We start from the raw sequence: 17,050 nt of genomic DNA on the forward strand, positions 1-17,050 counted from the left end.
TCAGCCGATACGTATGCTGTCCATCGATCCCAACACGCCGAAAACCTGCAGCAGCCATATCACGACAACAATGACGACGACAATATTCAGGATGTTTTTGATCTTTCGATCCATGGGGATGTAGGTATTGACAAGCCAAAGCAGTACGCCAACCACAATCAAGACGATGACCAAGTTAATCAGAGGCATACGGATTCTCCTGTGTGAGCATTAAATTGCTGGGGGCACCGACCGACTGGTTTTAGGTGCGGCTTGATACTACCCCATTCTTCTTTCCTGTTATCAATGCCGGTCGTAAGCGGCGTCTGCGTCGTTGTTTCCACACCGCCACGAAACGTGTCTCGCTCGCAGGCGACGGCTGCAATTCAGCCCGGCTTGACCGCCTGATACTCCCCCAGAATCGACAGCGCCCGGCTTTCAATGTGCCGGTTTACCCCGGCAAAACCGGCAGCCTCCAGCGTATCGATCACGCCGCTCGGCGGCACGCAGGCTTCGATGGTGTCCCAGTAGTAGCGCCACAGCTTGGCCGACTCGGCGCTGCTGCCGATCAGACGGGCCAGCACCGGCACCACGCCGCGCATGTACACCTTGAGCAGGGCCTGGCTCAAGGCGCGTTCCGGCTTGGTGATCTCGAGCAGGCACAGGCGGCCGCCGGGCTTGAGGACGCGATGGAATTCGCTGAAGGCGGCCGACAGGTCGCCGATGTGGCGCAGCGCGTAGCCCATGCTGAGAAAGTCGAAGCTGGCATCGGGGAAGGGGATCGCTTCCGCGCGCCCCTCGATGAGCTGGACGCCCGGCAGGTTCGCGCAGGCCATCATGCCGGCGCTCGGATCGACGCCCACCACCAGCGCGGGGTCGCCCACCAGTTTGACCGCTTCGCGCGCGACCAGGCCGGTGCCGACGCCGATGTCGACGATGCGCATGCCGGGTTTCAGCCCGCCCCGCTGCAGGGCCTGGTTGCGGTACCAGGGGCCGCTGCCCAGGGCGAGCAGGCGGTCGATGCGGTCGTAGTCGGAGGCGGTGCGGTCGAACAGCTTGCCGACGTAACCGCGCCGCTCCTGTTCGGTGGCGTAGTAGCCGGTGAGGGGCGGATGCGGGGCATGCACCGCGTGTGCGGACGAATCGGGGGCGTTTTTCATGGGGTGTTTGACCGGTGAGTGTTCAGGCGCCGCAGCAGCAGAAGCGGCAAGCGCAGCAGGAAACCCAGCATCAGCCGGAGGTGCATCCAGGTGAGCAGGGTGTTGTCGCGCAGGTAGTTGAAGTGGGAAACGCCACCCTCGTCGGCGCGCAGGTATTTCACCGGCGCGGGCAGATTGATCGGGCGCACGCCGCGCCAGCACAGGCGCACCACGGCCTCGGGGTCGAAGTCGAAACGGCGCATCCAGCGCTGGCCGCGCATCACCTGGCGCAAGGGGTCGATGGGATAGACGCGAAAGCCGTAGAGCGAATCGCCGATGCCCGCCCACAGGGTCTCCAGGTTGGCCCAGCCGTTCGAAATCTTGCGCCCCTGCACGCGCAGGGCCGGGGCATCGGCGTCGAACACCGGCTTGCCGAGGACCATCGCGCCGGGTGCCCGTTGCGATGCGGCCATGAAGGCCGGGATGAGGTCGGCCGGGTGCTGGCCGTCGGAGTCCATGGTCAGCGCGTGGGTAAACCCCTGCTGGATAGCCAGGTCCAGACCGTGCAGCACGGCCGCACCCTTACCGCCGTTTTCGGGCAGCACCAGCACCTTCAGGTGGGGGTCGTTCGCCGCCATGTCCTGCAGGCCTTCGGCCGTGCCGTCGGTGCTGCCGTCCACCACCACCCACACCGGCGCCCACTGGGTGCGGGCGGCGCGCACCGTATCGCAGACCCGGGGGCCGGGGTTATAACTGGGGATCAGCACCAGGTGGCTGGTGGAAGCGTTCATGTCAAGTGGCATCAGGTCTGCCGTGCCGTGCCGGATTCCGTGGCCTGCGGTGCGTCGGGCGGCAGGAAATGCGGCGCATCGCGCAGTTCATCAATGAAGTAGCGCTCCAGTTCCTCGGTAAAGACCCCGGCCTTTTCCGGTGGATCGAAGCGACGGCCGAGGCGGATGCGATAGGTGATCGGCATCGGCGGGCGGCGGAACAGTGGCCAGCCCTTGCCGAGGTAGGCCGAATCGGTCTCGATGAACACGGTCTGGATCGGCACCCGGGCCCGGCTGGCGATGAGCGCGGCGGTGCCCTTGCAGATGTTGACCGGCCAGCGGGTGGTGCGGGTGCCTTCGGGGAAGATCAGCAGCTGGCTGCCGTTTTTCAGCTCGGCGACGGATTGCCTGATCATGCTCAGCTGCGCGTCGTTGCGGATGTAGCCGGCCAGGCGCGCGCCGGCGCCGAGAAAGACGTTGTCGACGATATCGACCTTCATGATGCAGGCCATGTTGGGCAGGCGCGAGATGACCATCAGGGCATCGAGCAGACAGGGGTGGTTGGGGGCGACGATCATCGGGCCTTCATCGCGCAGCGAATCGAGCGCGGACAGGTCGAAGCGGCAGGCCCCGATGAGGGACAGCGCGCCGAGATAAATCCTGAAGCCGGTGGTGCTGGCCCAGCGCCCGAGCGGGACGGCCCAGCGCTTCGGCAGGACGTAATAGAGGGGCACGGCGAGCAGCGTCCAGGTCAGCGAGATCGCGCCGAGCAGCGCCAGACCGAACCACAGGGCGAAATATTCGTAGAGCCGATGCAGCCAGCGCCGGGGCAGACTGGGTAGCGAAGCCCGGTCAGCGCTCACTCGACCGCCTCGACGCGGGTGGACGACTCCCCGAGGATCCAGGCGATGCCGACGCCGGCGGCAAAGTAATCCTCGCGCTTGACCAGCGGGCTATCGGCGAAGACGGCGCCCTTGAGGCTGTCCCAGCGCGCAAAGGCGCCCAGCCAGTATTTCGGGTAGCGCTTCGATGCCGACATCAGGAACTGGCTGCCGGCGTAGCCCCCCTTGGCATCGAAGGCCGGACGGCCGGCGGTGGCGTATTGCGGCGCCACCGAATAGAAATAGTCATGGTTGCGTTCCGAGCCGACCATCGGGCCGGCGAGCAGGCCCAGGTTCCAGCCGGCAAGCCCCGCGACATCGCTGATGTCGAGATTGAGGCGCGGCGAAAACACCCAGCCGATGTCGTCCATTCCTCCTTTCACGGTGACCGCGGTGCGCACCGGCAGGCGCAGGTCCAGCCGGGTGCGCCGGTCTGTGGTGCGCCATAGGTTGAGGTCGAGCGAAGGGCCGAGCTCCACCGTCGGCTGCAGATCGGGCATGCCCTGGCGGGCCCGGTTGTCGTCGCTGTTCACCGGCAGCGAGGCGCCGAGACTGAGATTGAGTTCGATGCGGTCGCTGTCGAAGAAGGTGCCGCGAATGCCGTGCCGGTCCGCCTTGAGAAACTCGCCGCGGTAGACCAGATAAGGAAACGGGATGGCGTAGAGGCTCGACTGGTCCGAACCGCGATAGTCCGGCAAGGACAGGGCGCTGATGCCTGCGCCCTGCTCCCACAGGGGTTTTTCAGCAGCGAAGGCATGGCCGGCGGAGCAGGCGGCCAGCAGCGTGGCGAGGGTCAGGGAACGGTGGAGAAACATGGCACGTTTCCGACTGAATTTCCCGCCTGGCCCGAGCCGATGGCATGACCGCCCGAGGCCTCGATTTCGACCATCAGGTCGGCACGGCACACATCGGCTTGCAGGAACACAGCCGACACCGGGGCGCCGATGAATTGCGCCACTTCGCGGCGTACCGTGGCCAGGTTCTCGGCATGGCGGACGTACACCTTGTAGGCCAGCTGGTCGAGACGGAAGTCGGCGCCCGGCGCCTGGCGGTTGGCCTCGGCGACGATGGCCGTGATGTTGTGCAGGCATTCCCGCGTCTGCGCCGCGACATCGCCGTGATGCAGGGTTTGATGGCCGACGATGCTGGCGGTGCCGGAGATGAACAGCATGTCGCGCCCGCCCAGCCTGACCAGCCCCGCACGCGAGAAGGTCGGGCTGCGCGGCCCGTACTGGCTGGGGTAATGGTAGGCGCTGAGCTGGCGCGGATTCTCGACGCCGACCACGTTTGCCCGCGCCGCCAGGAAAGCAATGTGGAGGCCGCCGCCGGCAGAGCCGAGGGCGCAGGCGGCAGGCACCTTGTCGATCACCGAACGGCCGTGGGCGAGGAAGGCATCCTGGCGGCCGATATTGAACTGGCGGTAGCGCTCCATGGTGTGGCTTTCCCGGTTGATCGCGGGGAAGTAGTTCCAGAAGCGCAGGACGGTGTGATAGCCGCGTGCTTCCAGCAGCTCGAAGATGGCCTGGTAGGCGGCCTCCGTGGTGGCCTGCAGGGGCGCGCGCGCATCATGGGCCGCGCCCCCGGCGGCTTCGTCCAGGCTCACGCAGCCGAACAGCAGCGTTTCGCCCTGACGGTAGCGGATGGGGCCATGCTGGCCGGATTCCAGGGGTTCCGGGCTATGCCAGACTTCACAGATCGCCTCCTCCTCGGCCGGCAGGCTCATGTCCACGGCGAGGAACGGCAGCTCCCCGGCATCGAGTGGGCGTGCAGGATGGGAAAAACAGGCGCCGCCCAGCACGCTGTCCTGCCCGGCCAGACGGGAAAGTTGGGACGCGGGCAGAACCTCCAGCCGCAGAATCGCTTCCGCAGGCATCATCGGCAGCCGGCCTCTTCCGCGTCGTCCAGAGGGCGGATATTGACCTTGCGCCGCTTCCAGGCCATGACCGTACGTTTTAGGTTGGCCAGGGAGGTGAGGTAATAGATCGTCTTGAAAGCGAAGAGCGAACGCCAGATGGGCGTCTTGCCGAAAATATCGCCGGCCAGCACCGACAGCAGCGCCTCCCTGACCCGGAAGTAGTTGCGCGGCGACATGAAGAGGTCGCGCATGGCGGGATTGGTGATCCGGTAGATGAACCAGGAGAATTCCTTCGGCCCGTGCTTCATCGCCTGGTCGAAACGCTTGAGCGCCCGCGCCGCCTGGCCCGGCTGGCGCAGACAGGTGTCGACCGCCTCGGCGCCGACGAAGGCGCTGTTCATGGCCAGCATCACCCCGGACGAGAAGACCGGATCGATGAAGGCATAGGCGTCGCCCAGCAGCAGGTAGCTGGCGCCGTGGCTGCGGTCGCAGCTATAGGAAAAGTTGCCGGTGGCGTCGACGTCAGAGACGAGTTCGGCGTCCTTCAGCCGAGCTGCCAGGGCAGGGCACGTGGCAATGAGGTCGAGGAAAAAGTCGCGCACCGGTTTCCGTCGGGTTTTCAGGCAGGTGGGCCAGATCACCGCGCCGACGCTGGTGGCACCGTCGGCGAGGGGAATGAACCAGAACCAGCCATGCTCGAACCAGAACAGGCTGATGTGGCCCGCTTTCTTGCCCGTGTTGCGCTGGGCGCCCGTGAAGTGGCCATAGAGCGCGGCGCTGTTGTGCCTGGGGTTGCGCTGCTTGGCCTTGAAGCGGTTGCCGAGAAAGGTGTCGCGGCCGGAGGCGTCGACGAGGAAGCGGCATCGCCAGGTCTCGCTGCGGCCGTCGTCGTGTTCGGCCCGGACGATGGCGCCTTCATCGTTCGGCAGGAATTCCACGTCGCGCACGCGGCAGCCTTCGATGACATCGGCGCCTTTGCGCGCGGCATTGCGAATCAGGATATCGTCGAGCTCGGAACGGCGCACCTGGTAGGCGAGCGGCATGGACTTGTCCCAGGCGTCGGCGAACTCGAAGGTCTGGCGGTGTTCGTGCCAGGGGGAGACGAATTCCGCCCCCCACTTCTCCATGCCGATGGTCGCCACCTCGGCGCGCACGCCCAGCTTCTCGAACAGCGGCAGGTTGGCCGGCAGCAGGGATTCACCGATATGAAAGCGGGGATGGTGCGCCTTCTCCAGCAGGGTGACCCGGTGGCCCTTTTCCGCCAGCAGCGTGGCGGCCGTCGAGCCGGCCGGGCCGCCGCCGATCACCAGGACATCGCAGTGGTGATCGGCAGGGTAGGGTGGGATGGAATGGTGCGGCATGAGACTTTCCCTGGGTGATGGCAGCACTGCGAAAGGCCCTGCCCGCATAACATAAACTGAAACGACTGACAATTTTACCAAACAAGCTCACGCGGGTGCCCGAATTCCGCGACGCCACAATTCAGCAACTGGCTGCCCGCGTTATCATGCGCATGTTTTGGTCTGACTGTCCCCGATTATGCTGGTGCTTGGCGTCGAATCCTCCTGCGATGAAACCGGTGTCGCGCTGTATGACAGCGCGTACGGCCTGCTGGCGCATGCGCTGTATTCGCAGATCGCGATGCACAACGCGTACGGCGGGGTGGTGCCGGAACTGGCGTCGCGCGACCATATCCGCCGGGTCTTGCCGTTGACCCGCCAGGTGCTGGCCGAGAGCGGCCGTACCCTTGCCGATATCGATGGTATTGCCTACACGCAGGGGCCCGGGCTCGCCGGCGCCCTGCTGGTGGGGGCGGGGATGGCGCGCGCGCTGGCGTTTGCGCTGAATATCCCCGCGGTCGGGGTGCACCATCTGGAAGGCCATATGCTGTCGCCGCTGATTTCCGACACCCCGCCGGAATTCCCGTTCGTCGCCTTGCTGGTGTCGGGCGGGCACACCCAGCTGATGCGGGTATCCGGCGTCGGGCGCTACACCCTGTTGGGCGAGACGCTCGACGACGCGGCGGGCGAGGCCTTCGACAAGACCGCCCAGCTGCTGGGGCTGGGCTATCCAGGCGGCCCTGCGCTGTCGGCCCTGGCAGCCACGGGCGATGCCCAGCGCTTCAGTCTGCCGCGCCCGATGCTGAATTCGGGCGACTTCGATTTCAGCTTTTCCGGGCTCAAGACCGCGGTGCTGACGCTGGTGCGCAAGGTCGGGCTGGGCGAGGCGGCGGACATCGCGGCGGCGTTCCAGCGCGCGGCGGTGGAGGTGCTGGTGAGCAAGAGCCTGGCGGCCTGTGCGCATAGCGGCGCGACGCGTCTGGTGGTCGCGGGCGGCGTCGGCGCCAACGCGCATTTGCGCGAGCGGCTCACACGCGACGCGGCGGCGCGCGGTATCAGCGTGTTCTATCCGCGGCTGGAGTTCTGCACCGACAACGGCGCGATGATCGCCTACGCCGGCGCGCAGCGGCTGGTGTCTCAGCAGAATTCGCCCCCGGCGCAGGCGGATCTGACGTTTGCGGTCAAGCCGCGCTGGGAACTGGCGACGCTCGACGCCGTGTAACTGACTGAACCTGAAAACCTCACCACAGAGACACGGAGATATGTCCCGCAGGGACGGTATCCCTTGGGACACAGAGAAAGGCATCAAATCAATAGTTTGTCGATCAACCTGCCTTCACCCATCAGGTGAGCACACTGACACATGCAAGGTGTTGTTTTTCCTCTGTGCGCGCTGTGTCTCTGTGGTTCAACTGCGGTTTTAAGGCTGAAACGTGACGGCAATTCACGGCTGAAAGATCGGGTAGGCCTCGCGCAAGGTCTTGAGCCATTTTTCGCTGCCGGTAAGCTGCGCGATCTGTTCCGGAAACAATAAAAATCCGACCAGCACTGCCATCAGGCAGACCAGAACCACTGTGCCAAAAATGCTTTCCGGCCGCAGCGCGCCCCAGTAGCGGCTGACCAGGAACAGCGTGTCCTTCTTGTGTTCCGACATCAACAGCCAGCGGCGCAGCAGCTTGACCGCGAGGTAGGCCGCATAGCCCCCCATCAGCGAGGCAAACACGATGCGGAAGAGGGCGAACACGTCGAGTCCGCCGCCCAGATACTGGTGATACAGCCAGGACACGAAGCCGAGCGACAGCGACGCCAGGATGGCGATGGCGACGTTGATGAACAGCCGCCGCCGTTCGCGCGCGAGGTCGCGCTGCCGCTCGATGAAGAAGCTGTCGATCTCGCGCTTGAAGTACTCGACCTTTTCTTGCACCAGCGAGGAGATTTCCGATTTGGCGTGGACGATGCGCGCGTCCATTACGGTGCCGAATTTATCCCCCGCGTAATCGACCATTTCGCGCACATCGTCCTTGGTGAACTGGCGCTGCGCGTGCAGCTCCTCGGAAATCTTGTCGAGCTTGGTGTCGATTTCCTGGCTGGCGCGCCAGATGACATCCTTCAGTTCGGTGCCGGCCTGCAAGACGCCGTCCTTCACCACCTCCGACAGACGCTCGCTCGCGCGGTCGATCGCCTCGCGTGACACCTCGGCGAGGCTGTCCTTTGCGTGCTCGATGGTTTTGTCGAACAGGGCCATATTCGTTGGGTAGGGTCAGGAGCGGACGCCGATGCGGCCTTCCTTACCGTTGACCAGATTGATGAGGTTGCGCTTATGACGATAGACCAGCAGCAGCGCGATCACCAGCACGGCAATCGCGGTGCGTCCCCAGCCCATCAGCAGCCCGGCGTAGACCGGGGCGAGCACCGCGGTGGTCACGGCGGCGAGCGAGGAAATGCGGAACACCCCCGCCATCAAAAGCCAGGTCAGCAAACACGCCAGCCCGAGCCAGGGATTGAGGCCGACCAGCACGCCAAGCGCGGTGGCGACGCCCTTGCCGCCCTTGAAGCCGAAAAACACCGGGAACAGGTGGCCGATAAACACGGCCAGCGCGCACAGCAGCACGATGCCGTCGTCGAGACCGAACTGCGGCGCCAGCGCACGCGCCAACACCACCGCGATCCAGCCTTTCGATGCGTCGCCGAGCAGCGTCAGCACGGCAGCCGTCTTGCGCCCGCTACGCAGCATGTTGGTCGCCCCCGGGTTGCCCGATCCGTATTGGCGAGGGTCGGGCAGGTGCATGGCGCGGCTGACGATGACAGCAAACGACAACGAGCCCAGCAAATAGGCGGCGGCAATAAACAGCAGCGTGGTCATAAACAAGTCAGTAAAATGGCGGGTTTTAGGTGGGCCCTGGGGGCCGCGCCGTGGATAAATAAATGGATATTCTATTTCTGCGGGACTTTCGTCTCGAACTGATTATCGGCATATACGAGTGGGAACGCAAAGTGCCGCAGCCGGTGCGGCTCGATCTGGAGATCGGGCTGCCTGACAGCAAGGCGGGCGGCACCGACAACGTCGCCGATACCATCGATTATGGCGCGGTGGCCAAGCGGGTAAAGGACTATCTGCACAATGCGCCGCAGCCGATCACGCTGGTCGAATCGGTCGCCGAGCACGTGGCCGCGATCGTGCGCGATGAATTCGGCGCGCCGTGGGTGAAGGTATCGGTCACCAAGTTCGCCATCGTGCCCGGCATCAAGGAGTTGGGCATCACCATCGAGCGCGGCGCGCGCCTGTGATTGAGCAGATCGCCGCCGGCTCTGTTGCAAGCGCGGCGGCCATTCTGCTGGCGGCGTATTTTATCCGCGGCATCACCGGCTTTGGTTCGGGGCTGATTTCGGTGCCCTTGCTGGCCTTGTTCCTGCCGCTGAAATTCGTCGTGCCCTTGATTCTGCTGCTGGATTTCACCGCGTCGATCGTGATTGGCGGCTTCAATTTCAAGCGCGTGAAATGGGACGAAGTTGGTGTGCTGATTCCGTTCGGCATTGTGGGCGTGATCCTCGGCACCAGCCTGCTGGTCAACCTGCCGCCCGAACCCATGCTGATTGCCCTGGCCGGGTTTGTCTTCATCTTTGCCGTGCGCAGCCTCCTCAACCTCCACGGCGAAAAGCTGATCTCGCGCGGCTGGGCAGTGCCGGCTTCGCTCACCGGCGGCACCGTGGGGGCCTTGTTTGGCACGGGCGGGCCGCCCTACGTTATTTACCTGAGCCACCGCATCCGCGATAAAAGCGATTTGCGTGCGACCTTCTCGGCGCTGTTCTTCACCGAGGGCCTGACGCGCATTGGCAGCTTTCTGGTGGCCGGGCTGCTGATGACGGCCCCGGTGTGGGTCACCTATTTTGCCGCGCTGCCGCTCGTGCTGGGTGCGCTCTACCTGGGCGGACGTGTGCATGTCGGGATCGGTCCGGCGCAGATGGCGCGGCTGGTTGGCGTATTGTTGCTGGTGTCGAGCGTGTCATTGTTATACAAGGCCTTGTCTATATGAGTGAACTCGACTCGCTGCATTTCCAGTCCATCTCGTTCACCGGGCATGCGCCCGGCGCGCGCCTCATCGTGCTGGGTGCGGTGCACGGCAACGAAACCTGCGGCACCCAGGCAATCCGCCGGGTGATCGGCGAGATCGAGTCCGGCCAGCTGGGCATCGTCGCCGGCAGCGTCACCTTTGTTCCGGTTGCCAACCCGCTGGCCTACGCTCGCAATCAGCGCATGGGCGACCGCAACCTCAACCGCAATCTGGTGCCGACCGCTACGCCGGTCGAATATGAAGACCGCATCGCCAACTGGCTGTGCCCGCTGCTGGCGCAGCACGACGCACTGCTCGACCTGCACTCGTTCCATACCGCCGGTCAGCCTTTCGTCATGCTGGGGCCGCAAGACAACCGCGGCACGCTGGAGCCGTTTGCGCGTGCGGCGGAGGAAACCGCGCTGGCGCTGCGCCTGGGTGTGCACCGCTTCATCGACGGCTGGCTCGACACCTACGCCGCCGGCGTCGCGCGCCGTCTGGCGACGGGCGCGTCGTCACGCGAGGCCGATGTGCATTACGGGGTGGGCACCACTGAATACATGCGTGCGCAGGGCGGCGTCGCGCTCACCCTCGAATGCGGTCAGCACGACGACCCGGCGGCCCCCGAGGTGGCCCGGCGCGCGATCCACAATGCGCTCGCGCATCTGCGGCTGAGCGACGCACCCGCGCCGGCCCCCATGGCCGACACCGAGGCGCTGCGCCTGTACCAGGTCATCGACCGCGTCCATGCGGAGGATGCATTCGCGCGCGACTGGTCCAGCTTCGATTGGGTGCGCGCGGCTGAAGTCATCGGCACGCGCCACGACGGGCCCCCGGTGTTGGCGGACAGTGATGGCTACATCGTCTTTCCCAATCCCAACGCGCTGCCGGGACAGGAGTGGTTTTACCTCGCCAGATGCAGCACCCGGGTGTGAAGCACACGGCTTCAGCCTGCCTCGCCTATAAAAGAGAGGGGCGGATAGGATGGCCAGGGCTGATCCACAACCGATGGGGTGAGCGTCGAACGCGCACATGGGACAAGAAATCAATCGCACCCGCTTTTCAGAAGCGGACCTTCAGCAGTTTTCCGCCCAACTGGTGGCGGAAACGGCGGCGTTGCGGTCGTTTGCCAAAGCCGGCGGCTTCAAGGATGCACGCTACGTCGCCGGGTTCGAGCTCGAAGCCTGGCTGCTCGATCACGCAGGCTTGCCCAAGCCTGTCAATGAAGCTTATCTGCGTGCGCTGAGCGATCCGCTGGTGGTGCCAGAGCTGTCGCGCTTCAACGTCGAGCTGAATGCGCCGTCGGTGGAAATGGGCGCGGGCGTGCTGGCCGCCATGGAGGAATCCTTGCTGGCCACCTGGGACAAGTGCCAGCAGGTGGCGCACGGCATGGATGCGGTGCTGGCGATGATCGGCATCCTGCCGACCATCCGCGACGAGGATCTGTGCCTCGCCAACATGTCGGCGATGAAGCGCTTCGACGTGCTTAATACGCAGGTGCTGCAGCAGCGCGACGGCGCGCCCATCCGCATCGACATCGCGGGCACGGATCAGCTTCACCTGAGCCGTCCCGACGTGATGCTGGAGGCCGCCACCACCTCGTTCCAGCTGCATCTGCAGGTGCCCTTCGATCTGGCGGGCCGCTATTACAACGCATCGCTGATCAGCTGCGCGCCGCTGCTGGCGGCGGCGGTCAACTCGCCGCTGCTGTTCGGCCAGCGCCTGTGGCAGGAAACGCGGGTGCCGCTGTTCGAGCAGTCGGTAGAACTCGGCGGCTATAACGGGCTGGCTGAACCCAGCGTGCGGCGGGTGACGTTCGGGCGCGGCTATGTGGCGCGCAGCCCGCTGGAGCTGTTCGAGGAAAACCTCGAGCACTATCCGGTGCTGCTGCCGATGCCGCAGACCGAGTCGCCGGCGCGCTTTCCGCATCTGCGATTGCACAATGGCGCCATCTGGCGCTGGGTGCGCCCGCTGATCGGCTTCGACGCCGCCGGGCAGGCCCATGTGCGGCTGGAACAGCGGGTGCTGCCGAGCGGCCCGACGGTGCTGGACATGGTGGCCAATGCGGCGCTGTATTACGGCTTGGTGCATGCACTGGCGCGGCAGCCGCGGGCCGCAGAATCCGACCTGCCGTTTGCCGTTGCGCGCGCCAATTTTTATGCCGCTGCCCGCCATGGGCTGCAGGCCGAGCTGACCTGGCTGGATGGCCGGCGATATCCCGTGCGCGAATGGCTACTCAAAATCGGGCTGCCGCTGGCGCGCCAGGGCCTGCGCGATTTCGGCCTGTCGGATGCCGAGATCGAGCATTATCTGGGCGTCGTCGAAGCCCGGGTACGCAGTGGACAGACCGGCGCGGCGTGGCAGCTGCAACGGCTCGCCCGGGTGGGCGGCGACCTGCACCGCATGATGGACGATTATCTGGACAACCAGCGCGCCGGTGCACCGGTGCACGAGTGGGATTTATGACCCTGACGCAATACGACGCCTTGCCGCCCGGCTTGCTGGAGCTGCCTGCCGCCCGTCTGGGCGAGGTGCTGCCGGGACCGACGCTGATCCACCTGCCGGGCCGGCGCACGCCGCCCCTTTTTGTTTCGGTGCTGCTGCACGGCAACGAGGACACCGGCTGGCTGGCGGCGCAATCGGTGCTGAAAAAATACGCGACGGCCGAACTGCCGCGCGCGCTGTCGCTGTTCATCGGCAACATCGAGGCGGCCCGGACAGGACAGCGCCGGCTCGACGGCCAGCCCGACTACAACCGGGTGTGGCCGGGCAGCGAGGAAGCGCACCCGCCCGAACGGGCGATGATGCAGCAGGTGGTCGACGCGATGCGCGCCCGCGGCGTCTTTGCCAGCATCGACATCCACAACAACACCGGCCTCAATCCGCATTACGCCTGCGTCAACCGGCTGGAGCAGGACTTTCTGCATCTGGCCACGCTGTTTTCGCGCATCGTGGTCTATTTCATCCGGCCACGCGGCGTACAGTCGGCCGCTTTCGCCGAGTTGTGCCCGTCGGTCACGGTGGAGTGCGGCAAGCCAGGTACGCCCGGCAGCGTCGAGCATGCCGCCGCATTCATGGAGGCCTGCCTGCATCTGTCCGAATTTCCCGCACATTCGGTGGCACCGCATGATGTCGATCTATTTCATACCGTGGCCACGGTCAAGGTGCCGGAACAGATCAGCTTCGGTTTCGTTACGCCGGACGCGGACATCGACTTTGTTCCCGATCTGGATCATTACAATTTCCGCGAACTGGAACGCGGCAACCTACTGGGCCGGGTGCGGCCGGGCAGCCCGGCCAGGCTGCAGGCGCTGGATGAAAACGGCGCAGAGATCGGCGACCGCCTGTTTGATTACAGCCGCGGCGAGATCACCTTGAGAAAGCCGCTGATGCCGGCGATGCTGACGCGCGACGAACAGGTGATCCGCCAGGACTGCCTGTGTTATTTGATGGAACGGATCAAGACGCCCGCTTGAGTCTTAGCCGCGTGGATGGTGAGCCGCGTGCAGCTGCTTCAGCCGTTCGCGCGCCACGTGGGTGTAGATCTGCGTGGTGGAAATGTCGCTGTGTCCAAGCAGCATCTGCACCACGCGCAGGTCGGCGCCATGGTTCAGCAGGTGGGTGGCAAAGGCATGGCGCAGCGTGTGCGGTGACAGTGGCCGGGTGATTGCGGCGGCGCGCGCGCGCCGCTTGATAAGGTACCAGAACGCCTGCCGCGTCATGCCGTCGCCGCGCGCGGTCACGAACATCGCATCTGAGAGGTGACGTTCCAGCAGCAGCGGTCGCGCCTCCGCCAGATAGCGCTTGAGCCACTGCACTGCCTCCTCGCCCAGCGGCACCAGCCGGTCCTTGTTGCCCTTGCCGGTCACGCGCAGCACGCCGTCGTTGAGGTTCACCGCCGTCAGCTTCAGCCCCACCAGTTCCGACACCCGCAAGCCGGTGGCGTACAGCGTTTCCAGCATCGCGCGGTCGCGCAGGCCCAGCGGGGTGGCGGTGTCGGCGCTGTCGAGCAGGCGCTCCACATCGGATTCGGTCAGCGTCTTCGGCAGCGAGCGCGGCAGCTTGGGGCTGTCGAGATTGAGTGTGGGGTCGGCGGCGATCAGGTTCTCGCGCAGCAGATAGCGATAAAAGCGCTTCAGCGCCGAGGTGTAGCGCGCCGCGCTGCGTGGCTGCGCGTGACCGGCGAAACGCCACGCCAGATAGCCCTCGATGTCGCCCGCCACGGCAGAATCCAGCGCATGGTTGCGTTCTTTTTCCAGCCAGCCGCCGAAGGTCTTCAGGTCGCGCCGATACGCCGCCAGCGTCAGGTCCGCCAGCCCATCCTCCAGCCACAGGTGATCACAGAACCGGTCAATCAGCGCGTCGTTCATGCGCCAGCAGCCAGGTTTTGACATCCAGCGGCGCGCCACTGGACGAATGCATGAAGCCGCCCAGACCGCTTGCCGCCACCACGCGATGGCAGGGAATGAGGATAGGCAAGGGATTCGCCCCGCACGCCTGGCCCACCGCGCGCGGGGCGGTGCCGAGTAGTTTCGCCAGCGTGCCATAGGTGGTCTGTTGCCCGGCCGGAATGGCCATAAGCGTGCGCCATACCCGCAGCTGGAACGGCGTGCCTTGCGGCACGAATAGCACGTCAATGGGGTGAGCTGGGTTCTGCCAATAGGCGTCCAGTTCGCGCGCCAACTGGCGTGCGCGCGCGTCCAGTTGGGTCGACACCGGGGTGTCGAGCGGCAAAAAATCCAGCCGTGTCAGCGCACCACCGGTGAAGCTGGCGCCAAGGCGGCACATCGGGGCAGTCAGAATGACATCGTGGGCTGGCATAGGCGGATTTTAGCTGAGGCCGGGGGGCAGGTTTACCTGTGTCCGAAATCGGGCCACTTGCGGAAGTTCAAGCACCGTTGTGTGACCGTCGCTTCATCGGCCATCTCTGCCGTTCAGATAATCGACGATTCCGTCGAAAAGCCTTACACCTTCGACAACCCGGGCAAGTCCCTATTTGGTCAAGTGTGATGAATTAATTGTCATTATTTTCGCAGGCGTGGTTATTGCTTTGTAATTAGGCCTTTCGCGAGTAACGACTGGGCGGCTGGTGAATAACTGTGAGGAAGTGTGGTCTCCCGCGCACACCTCCATGCGCTTAGTCTTGCGGGTTTATGGAAAGGAAGTTACATGGCGAAAAGTCTGAACAGTCAGCGCAATGAACGGCGCCTCGAAGACAGGTTGATTGTCATCAATAGACGCAACGGGAAGGCTTTGTTGTATGGCCAAATAATTCTTTTCATTAGTCTGCTTATCACTATATTGTGGCTCCTCGTCGCCTGACAGGAATTTCGTCTTGATACCCCCTGTATATATTCCATATATCCCAGCACTTTTTACGGCTTCGTCGGCATAAAAACGGCGTTGAGAATTCCACGCCGTTTTTCGCTTGATTGCTTGCGGCAGCCAGCCTCCGTAAACTGAACAGGCACGACGCACCGGATCAAACCTCAGGGTCAGCACAAATCTCAGAAACCTCAGCTCAGACACGATTATTTCGGATTGTCACAATCAAAAAAGTGGTGATAGCCGTCATGGCTTGCCTTAAAAAGTCCGACGACCAGTCTCACTGATCAACGCACGTCCGATTGGCGAATACCAGCCGCTCCAGGTAGCCGCCCTTGTAGGTTCGTAGCAGGTCGATAACGGTCATCTGCAAAGCCCACCTCTACAAACAAAAACGCCCGCATGAAGCGGGCGTTTTTGCGTTGCGACCTGCAAGGACTGCTTATTCGGCAGCTGCAGCGGACGTGCCGCCTTTGACCTTGCGGGCGGGCAGTTTTTCCTTGATGCGGGCGGACTTGCCGGAGCGCTCGCGCAGGTAGTACAGCTTGGCACGGCGGACGTCGCCGCGACGCTTGACTTCGACGCTGGCGACCAGCGGCGAGTGGGTCTGGAAGGTGCGCTCAACGCCTTCGCCGGCGGAGATCTTGCGCACGGTGAAGGCGGAGTTGAGGCCGCGGTTGCGCTTGGCAATGACGACGCCTTCGTAGGCCTGCAGACGCTCGCGGGTGCCTTCCTTCACTTTCACCTGGACGACGATGGTGTCGCCGGGGGCGAAGTCGGGGAGGGTTTTGCCCAGGCGGGTGATTTCTTCCTGCTCGAGTTGCTCGATGATGTTCATGATGTTTCCTTGCACTTGGCGGGAGAGGTGCACCACCGGGTCTGTTCAGACTCCCGGGCGGACGTCACGCCGTTTCACATTGGCTCGGGGCCTACTTGCCCTCTGCCGCTTTGTTCCGCGGCGCACCGGGTGGGTGCGCCGCGAGAAGTTCCTGTTCCTGCTTCGATAAGCCGCGCTTCGCCAGCAGATCGGGGCGGTGGGCTGCCGTGATCGTCAGGCTCTGCTGCAATCGCCATTGGGCGATCGCGGCGTGGTTGCCGCTTTTCAACACCTCCGGCACCGCCAGGCCCTGCCAGACCTCGGGCCGGGTGTAGTGCGGGCAGTCGAGCAGGCCGTTGACGAAGGAGTCTTCCAGCGCCGAATCAGCGTCGTTTAACGCGCCCGGCAGCAGCCGGATGATCGCATCCATCAGCGCCAGCGCGGGGAGTTCGCCGCCCGACAACACAAAGTCGCCAAGCGAGAGTTCCTCGTCCACGCGGCGCTGCAACAGCCGCTCGTCGATGCCTTCATACCGCCCGCACAGCAACACCAGCGCGGGCTTGTTCTTCAGCTCCATCACCCGCTGGTGCGTCAGCGGGCGGCCCCTGGGTGAAAAGTGCACCACCCACGGCGCCAGATTTTCGCTGGACAGATCCTGCTGCACGGCGTTCAGCGCGCGGTCCAGCGGTTCGGCCTGCATCAGCATGCCGGGGCCGCCGCCGTAGGGGCGGTCGTCCACCGTGCGGTGCGGGTCGTCGGTGAAGTCGCGCGGATTCCACGACTTGAACCGGTACAGCTCGCGATCCAGCGCCCGCCGGGTGATGCCGTAATCCAGCACGGCATCGAACATTTCGGGGAAGAGGGTGATGGCATCGAAGCGCACCCCTGCGTC

General features: G+C 64.5%; 20 protein-coding genes. 6 read left to right on the forward strand and 14 right to left on the reverse strand.

Annotated features, from left to right (window positions below; translation table 11 throughout):
- From ABW22_RS04165 to ABW22_RS04195, 7 genes are all read right to left on the reverse strand, one after another.
- Complete coding sequence (locus ABW22_RS04165; protein ID WP_059752221.1) at positions 1-189, reverse strand: Thivi_2564 family membrane protein; 189 nt, start codon at positions 187-189, stop codon at positions 1-3.
- A gap of 176 nt (positions 190-365) precedes the next feature.
- Complete coding sequence (locus tag ABW22_RS04170) at positions 366-1,139, reverse strand: class I SAM-dependent methyltransferase (protein ID WP_059752223.1); 774 nt, start codon at positions 1,137-1,139, stop codon at positions 366-368.
- Complete coding sequence (locus ABW22_RS04175; RefSeq protein WP_059752225.1) at positions 1,136-1,909, reverse strand: glycosyltransferase family 2 protein; 774 nt, start codon at positions 1,907-1,909, stop codon at positions 1,136-1,138. The genes ABW22_RS04170 and ABW22_RS04175 overlap by 4 nt, the downstream gene beginning before the upstream one ends.
- Positions 1,910-1,920: 11 nt before the next feature.
- Positions 1,921-2,751 (reverse strand): lysophospholipid acyltransferase family protein, encoded by an 831-nt coding sequence (locus ABW22_RS04180; protein ID WP_202813909.1) that lies wholly within the window; start codon positions 2,749-2,751, stop codon positions 1,921-1,923.
- Positions 2,748-3,584 (reverse strand): MipA/OmpV family protein, encoded by an 837-nt coding sequence (locus ABW22_RS04185; RefSeq protein WP_059752227.1) that lies wholly within the window; start codon positions 3,582-3,584, stop codon positions 2,748-2,750. The genes ABW22_RS04180 and ABW22_RS04185 overlap by 4 nt, the downstream gene beginning before the upstream one ends.
- Positions 3,563-4,645, reverse strand: a complete 1,083-nt coding sequence (locus ABW22_RS04190; RefSeq protein ID WP_059752229.1) for a hypothetical protein — start codon at positions 4,643-4,645, stop codon at positions 3,563-3,565. The genes ABW22_RS04185 and ABW22_RS04190 overlap by 22 nt, the downstream gene beginning before the upstream one ends.
- On the reverse strand, positions 4,642-5,985 hold the full coding sequence (locus ABW22_RS04195; protein ID WP_059752231.1) for an NAD(P)/FAD-dependent oxidoreductase: 1,344 nt from the start codon (positions 5,983-5,985) through the stop codon (positions 4,642-4,644). The genes ABW22_RS04190 and ABW22_RS04195 overlap by 4 nt, the downstream gene beginning before the upstream one ends.
- Positions 5,986-6,163: 178 nt before the next feature.
- Between ABW22_RS04195 and tsaD the strand changes: the two genes are divergently transcribed.
- A complete protein-coding gene (tsaD, locus tag ABW22_RS04200; RefSeq protein ID WP_059752233.1) occupies positions 6,164-7,186 on the forward strand; it encodes a tRNA (adenosine(37)-N6)-threonylcarbamoyltransferase complex transferase subunit TsaD in 1,023 nt (340 codons plus the stop codon).
- Between the two features lie 222 nt (positions 7,187-7,408).
- Here tsaD and ABW22_RS04205 read toward each other — a convergent pair whose 3' ends face one another.
- Both ABW22_RS04205 and plsY read right to left on the reverse strand, forming a co-directional pair.
- Complete coding sequence (locus tag ABW22_RS04205) at positions 7,409-8,209, reverse strand: hypothetical protein (protein WP_059752235.1); 801 nt, start codon at positions 8,207-8,209, stop codon at positions 7,409-7,411.
- A gap of 15 nt (positions 8,210-8,224) precedes the next feature.
- Positions 8,225-8,827, reverse strand: coding sequence for a glycerol-3-phosphate 1-O-acyltransferase PlsY (gene plsY, locus ABW22_RS04210; RefSeq protein WP_059752237.1), 603 nt, complete (start codon positions 8,825-8,827; stop codon positions 8,225-8,227).
- Positions 8,828-8,889: 62 nt separating this feature from the next.
- Between plsY and ABW22_RS04215 the strand changes: the two genes are divergently transcribed.
- The 5 genes from ABW22_RS04215 to ABW22_RS04235 all read left to right on the forward strand — a co-directional run bounded on the left by ABW22_RS04215 (position 8,890) and on the right by ABW22_RS04235 (position 13,492).
- Positions 8,890-9,252, forward strand: coding sequence for a dihydroneopterin aldolase (locus tag ABW22_RS04215; RefSeq protein WP_059752240.1), 363 nt, complete (start codon positions 8,890-8,892; stop codon positions 9,250-9,252).
- A complete protein-coding gene (locus tag ABW22_RS04220) occupies positions 9,249-9,998 on the forward strand; it encodes a sulfite exporter TauE/SafE family protein (RefSeq protein WP_237763227.1) in 750 nt (249 codons plus the stop codon). The genes ABW22_RS04215 and ABW22_RS04220 overlap by 4 nt, the downstream gene beginning before the upstream one ends.
- The gene (locus ABW22_RS04225) at positions 9,995-10,951 is read left to right on the forward strand and encodes a succinylglutamate desuccinylase/aspartoacylase domain-containing protein (RefSeq protein WP_059752242.1); all 957 of its coding nucleotides are present in this window, start codon (positions 9,995-9,997) and stop codon (positions 10,949-10,951) included. The genes ABW22_RS04220 and ABW22_RS04225 overlap by 4 nt, the downstream gene beginning before the upstream one ends.
- A 97-nt stretch (positions 10,952-11,048) precedes the next feature.
- Complete coding sequence (locus ABW22_RS04230) at positions 11,049-12,482, forward strand: hypothetical protein (protein WP_059752244.1); 1,434 nt, start codon at positions 11,049-11,051, stop codon at positions 12,480-12,482.
- Complete coding sequence (locus tag ABW22_RS04235) at positions 12,479-13,492, forward strand: M14 family metallopeptidase (RefSeq protein WP_059752246.1); 1,014 nt, start codon at positions 12,479-12,481, stop codon at positions 13,490-13,492. Before ABW22_RS04230 ends, ABW22_RS04235 begins: the two co-directional genes overlap by 4 nt.
- Positions 13,493-13,495: 3 nt before the next feature.
- On the opposite strand, the gene xerD is transcribed toward ABW22_RS04235, so the two are convergent.
- The 5 genes from xerD to trmD all read right to left on the reverse strand — a co-directional run bounded on the left by xerD (position 13,496) and on the right by trmD (position 17,041).
- The gene (xerD, locus tag ABW22_RS04240) at positions 13,496-14,386 is read right to left on the reverse strand and encodes a site-specific tyrosine recombinase XerD (RefSeq protein WP_059752248.1); all 891 of its coding nucleotides are present in this window, start codon (positions 14,384-14,386) and stop codon (positions 13,496-13,498) included.
- Entirely contained in the window at positions 14,367-14,837 is a 471-nt protein-coding gene (locus ABW22_RS04245) for a methylated-DNA--[protein]-cysteine S-methyltransferase (RefSeq protein ID WP_059752250.1), read from the reverse strand. The genes xerD and ABW22_RS04245 overlap by 20 nt, the downstream gene beginning before the upstream one ends.
- A gap of 330 nt (positions 14,838-15,167) precedes the next feature.
- Entirely contained in the window at positions 15,168-15,545 is a 378-nt protein-coding gene (locus ABW22_RS17210; RefSeq protein ID WP_157648544.1) for a hypothetical protein, read from the reverse strand.
- Positions 15,546-15,783: 238 nt separating this feature from the next.
- Positions 15,784-16,179: a 50S ribosomal protein L19 gene (rplS, locus tag ABW22_RS04250; protein ID WP_059752252.1), complete on the reverse strand. Its 396-nt coding sequence runs from the start codon at positions 16,177-16,179 to the stop codon at positions 15,784-15,786.
- A gap of 91 nt (positions 16,180-16,270) precedes the next feature.
- Entirely contained in the window at positions 16,271-17,041 is a 771-nt protein-coding gene (gene trmD, locus ABW22_RS04255) for a tRNA (guanosine(37)-N1)-methyltransferase TrmD (RefSeq protein ID WP_059752253.1), read from the reverse strand.
- Between the last annotated feature and the right edge of the window lie 9 nt (positions 17,042-17,050).

This window comes from Thiobacillus denitrificans (assembly GCF_001530125.1).
Classification (GTDB): domain Bacteria; phylum Pseudomonadota; class Gammaproteobacteria; order Burkholderiales; family Thiobacillaceae; genus Thiobacillus; species Thiobacillus denitrificans_C.

Bases quoted from the DNA above. Each gene is read 5' to 3' on its own strand.
- ABW22_RS04165 (WP_059752221.1), bottom strand. From the start codon at position 189: ATGCCTCTGATTAACTTGGTCATCGTCTTGATTGTGGTTGGCGTACTG.
- ABW22_RS04170 (WP_059752223.1), bottom strand. From the start codon at position 1,139: ATGAAAAACGCCCCCGATTCGTCCGCACACGCGGTGCATGCCCCGCAT.
- ABW22_RS04175 (WP_059752225.1), bottom strand. From the start codon at position 1,909: ATGAACGCTTCCACCAGCCACCTGGTGCTGATCCCCAGTTATAACCCC.
- ABW22_RS04185 (WP_059752227.1), bottom strand. From the start codon at position 3,584: ATGTTTCTCCACCGTTCCCTGACCCTCGCCACGCTGCTGGCCGCCTGC.
- ABW22_RS04190 (WP_059752229.1), bottom strand. From the start codon at position 4,645: ATGATGCCTGCGGAAGCGATTCTGCGGCTGGAGGTTCTGCCCGCGTCC.
- ABW22_RS04195 (WP_059752231.1), bottom strand. From the start codon at position 5,985: ATGCCGCACCATTCCATCCCACCCTACCCTGCCGATCACCACTGCGAT.
- tsaD (WP_059752233.1), top strand. From the start codon at position 6,164: ATGCTGGTGCTTGGCGTCGAATCCTCCTGCGATGAAACCGGTGTCGCG.
- ABW22_RS04205 (WP_059752235.1), bottom strand. From the start codon at position 8,209: ATGGCCCTGTTCGACAAAACCATCGAGCACGCAAAGGACAGCCTCGCC.
- plsY (WP_059752237.1), bottom strand. From the start codon at position 8,827: ATGACCACGCTGCTGTTTATTGCCGCCGCCTATTTGCTGGGCTCGTTG.
- ABW22_RS04215 (WP_059752240.1), top strand. From the start codon at position 8,890: ATGGATATTCTATTTCTGCGGGACTTTCGTCTCGAACTGATTATCGGC.
- ABW22_RS04225 (WP_059752242.1), top strand. From the start codon at position 9,995: ATGAGTGAACTCGACTCGCTGCATTTCCAGTCCATCTCGTTCACCGGG.
- ABW22_RS04230 (WP_059752244.1), top strand. From the start codon at position 11,049: ATGGGACAAGAAATCAATCGCACCCGCTTTTCAGAAGCGGACCTTCAG.
- ABW22_RS04235 (WP_059752246.1), top strand. From the start codon at position 12,479: ATGACCCTGACGCAATACGACGCCTTGCCGCCCGGCTTGCTGGAGCTG.
- xerD (WP_059752248.1), bottom strand. From the start codon at position 14,386: ATGAACGACGCGCTGATTGACCGGTTCTGTGATCACCTGTGGCTGGAG.
- ABW22_RS04245 (WP_059752250.1), bottom strand. From the start codon at position 14,837: ATGCCAGCCCACGATGTCATTCTGACTGCCCCGATGTGCCGCCTTGGC.
- rplS (WP_059752252.1), bottom strand. From the start codon at position 16,179: ATGAACATCATCGAGCAACTCGAGCAGGAAGAAATCACCCGCCTGGGC.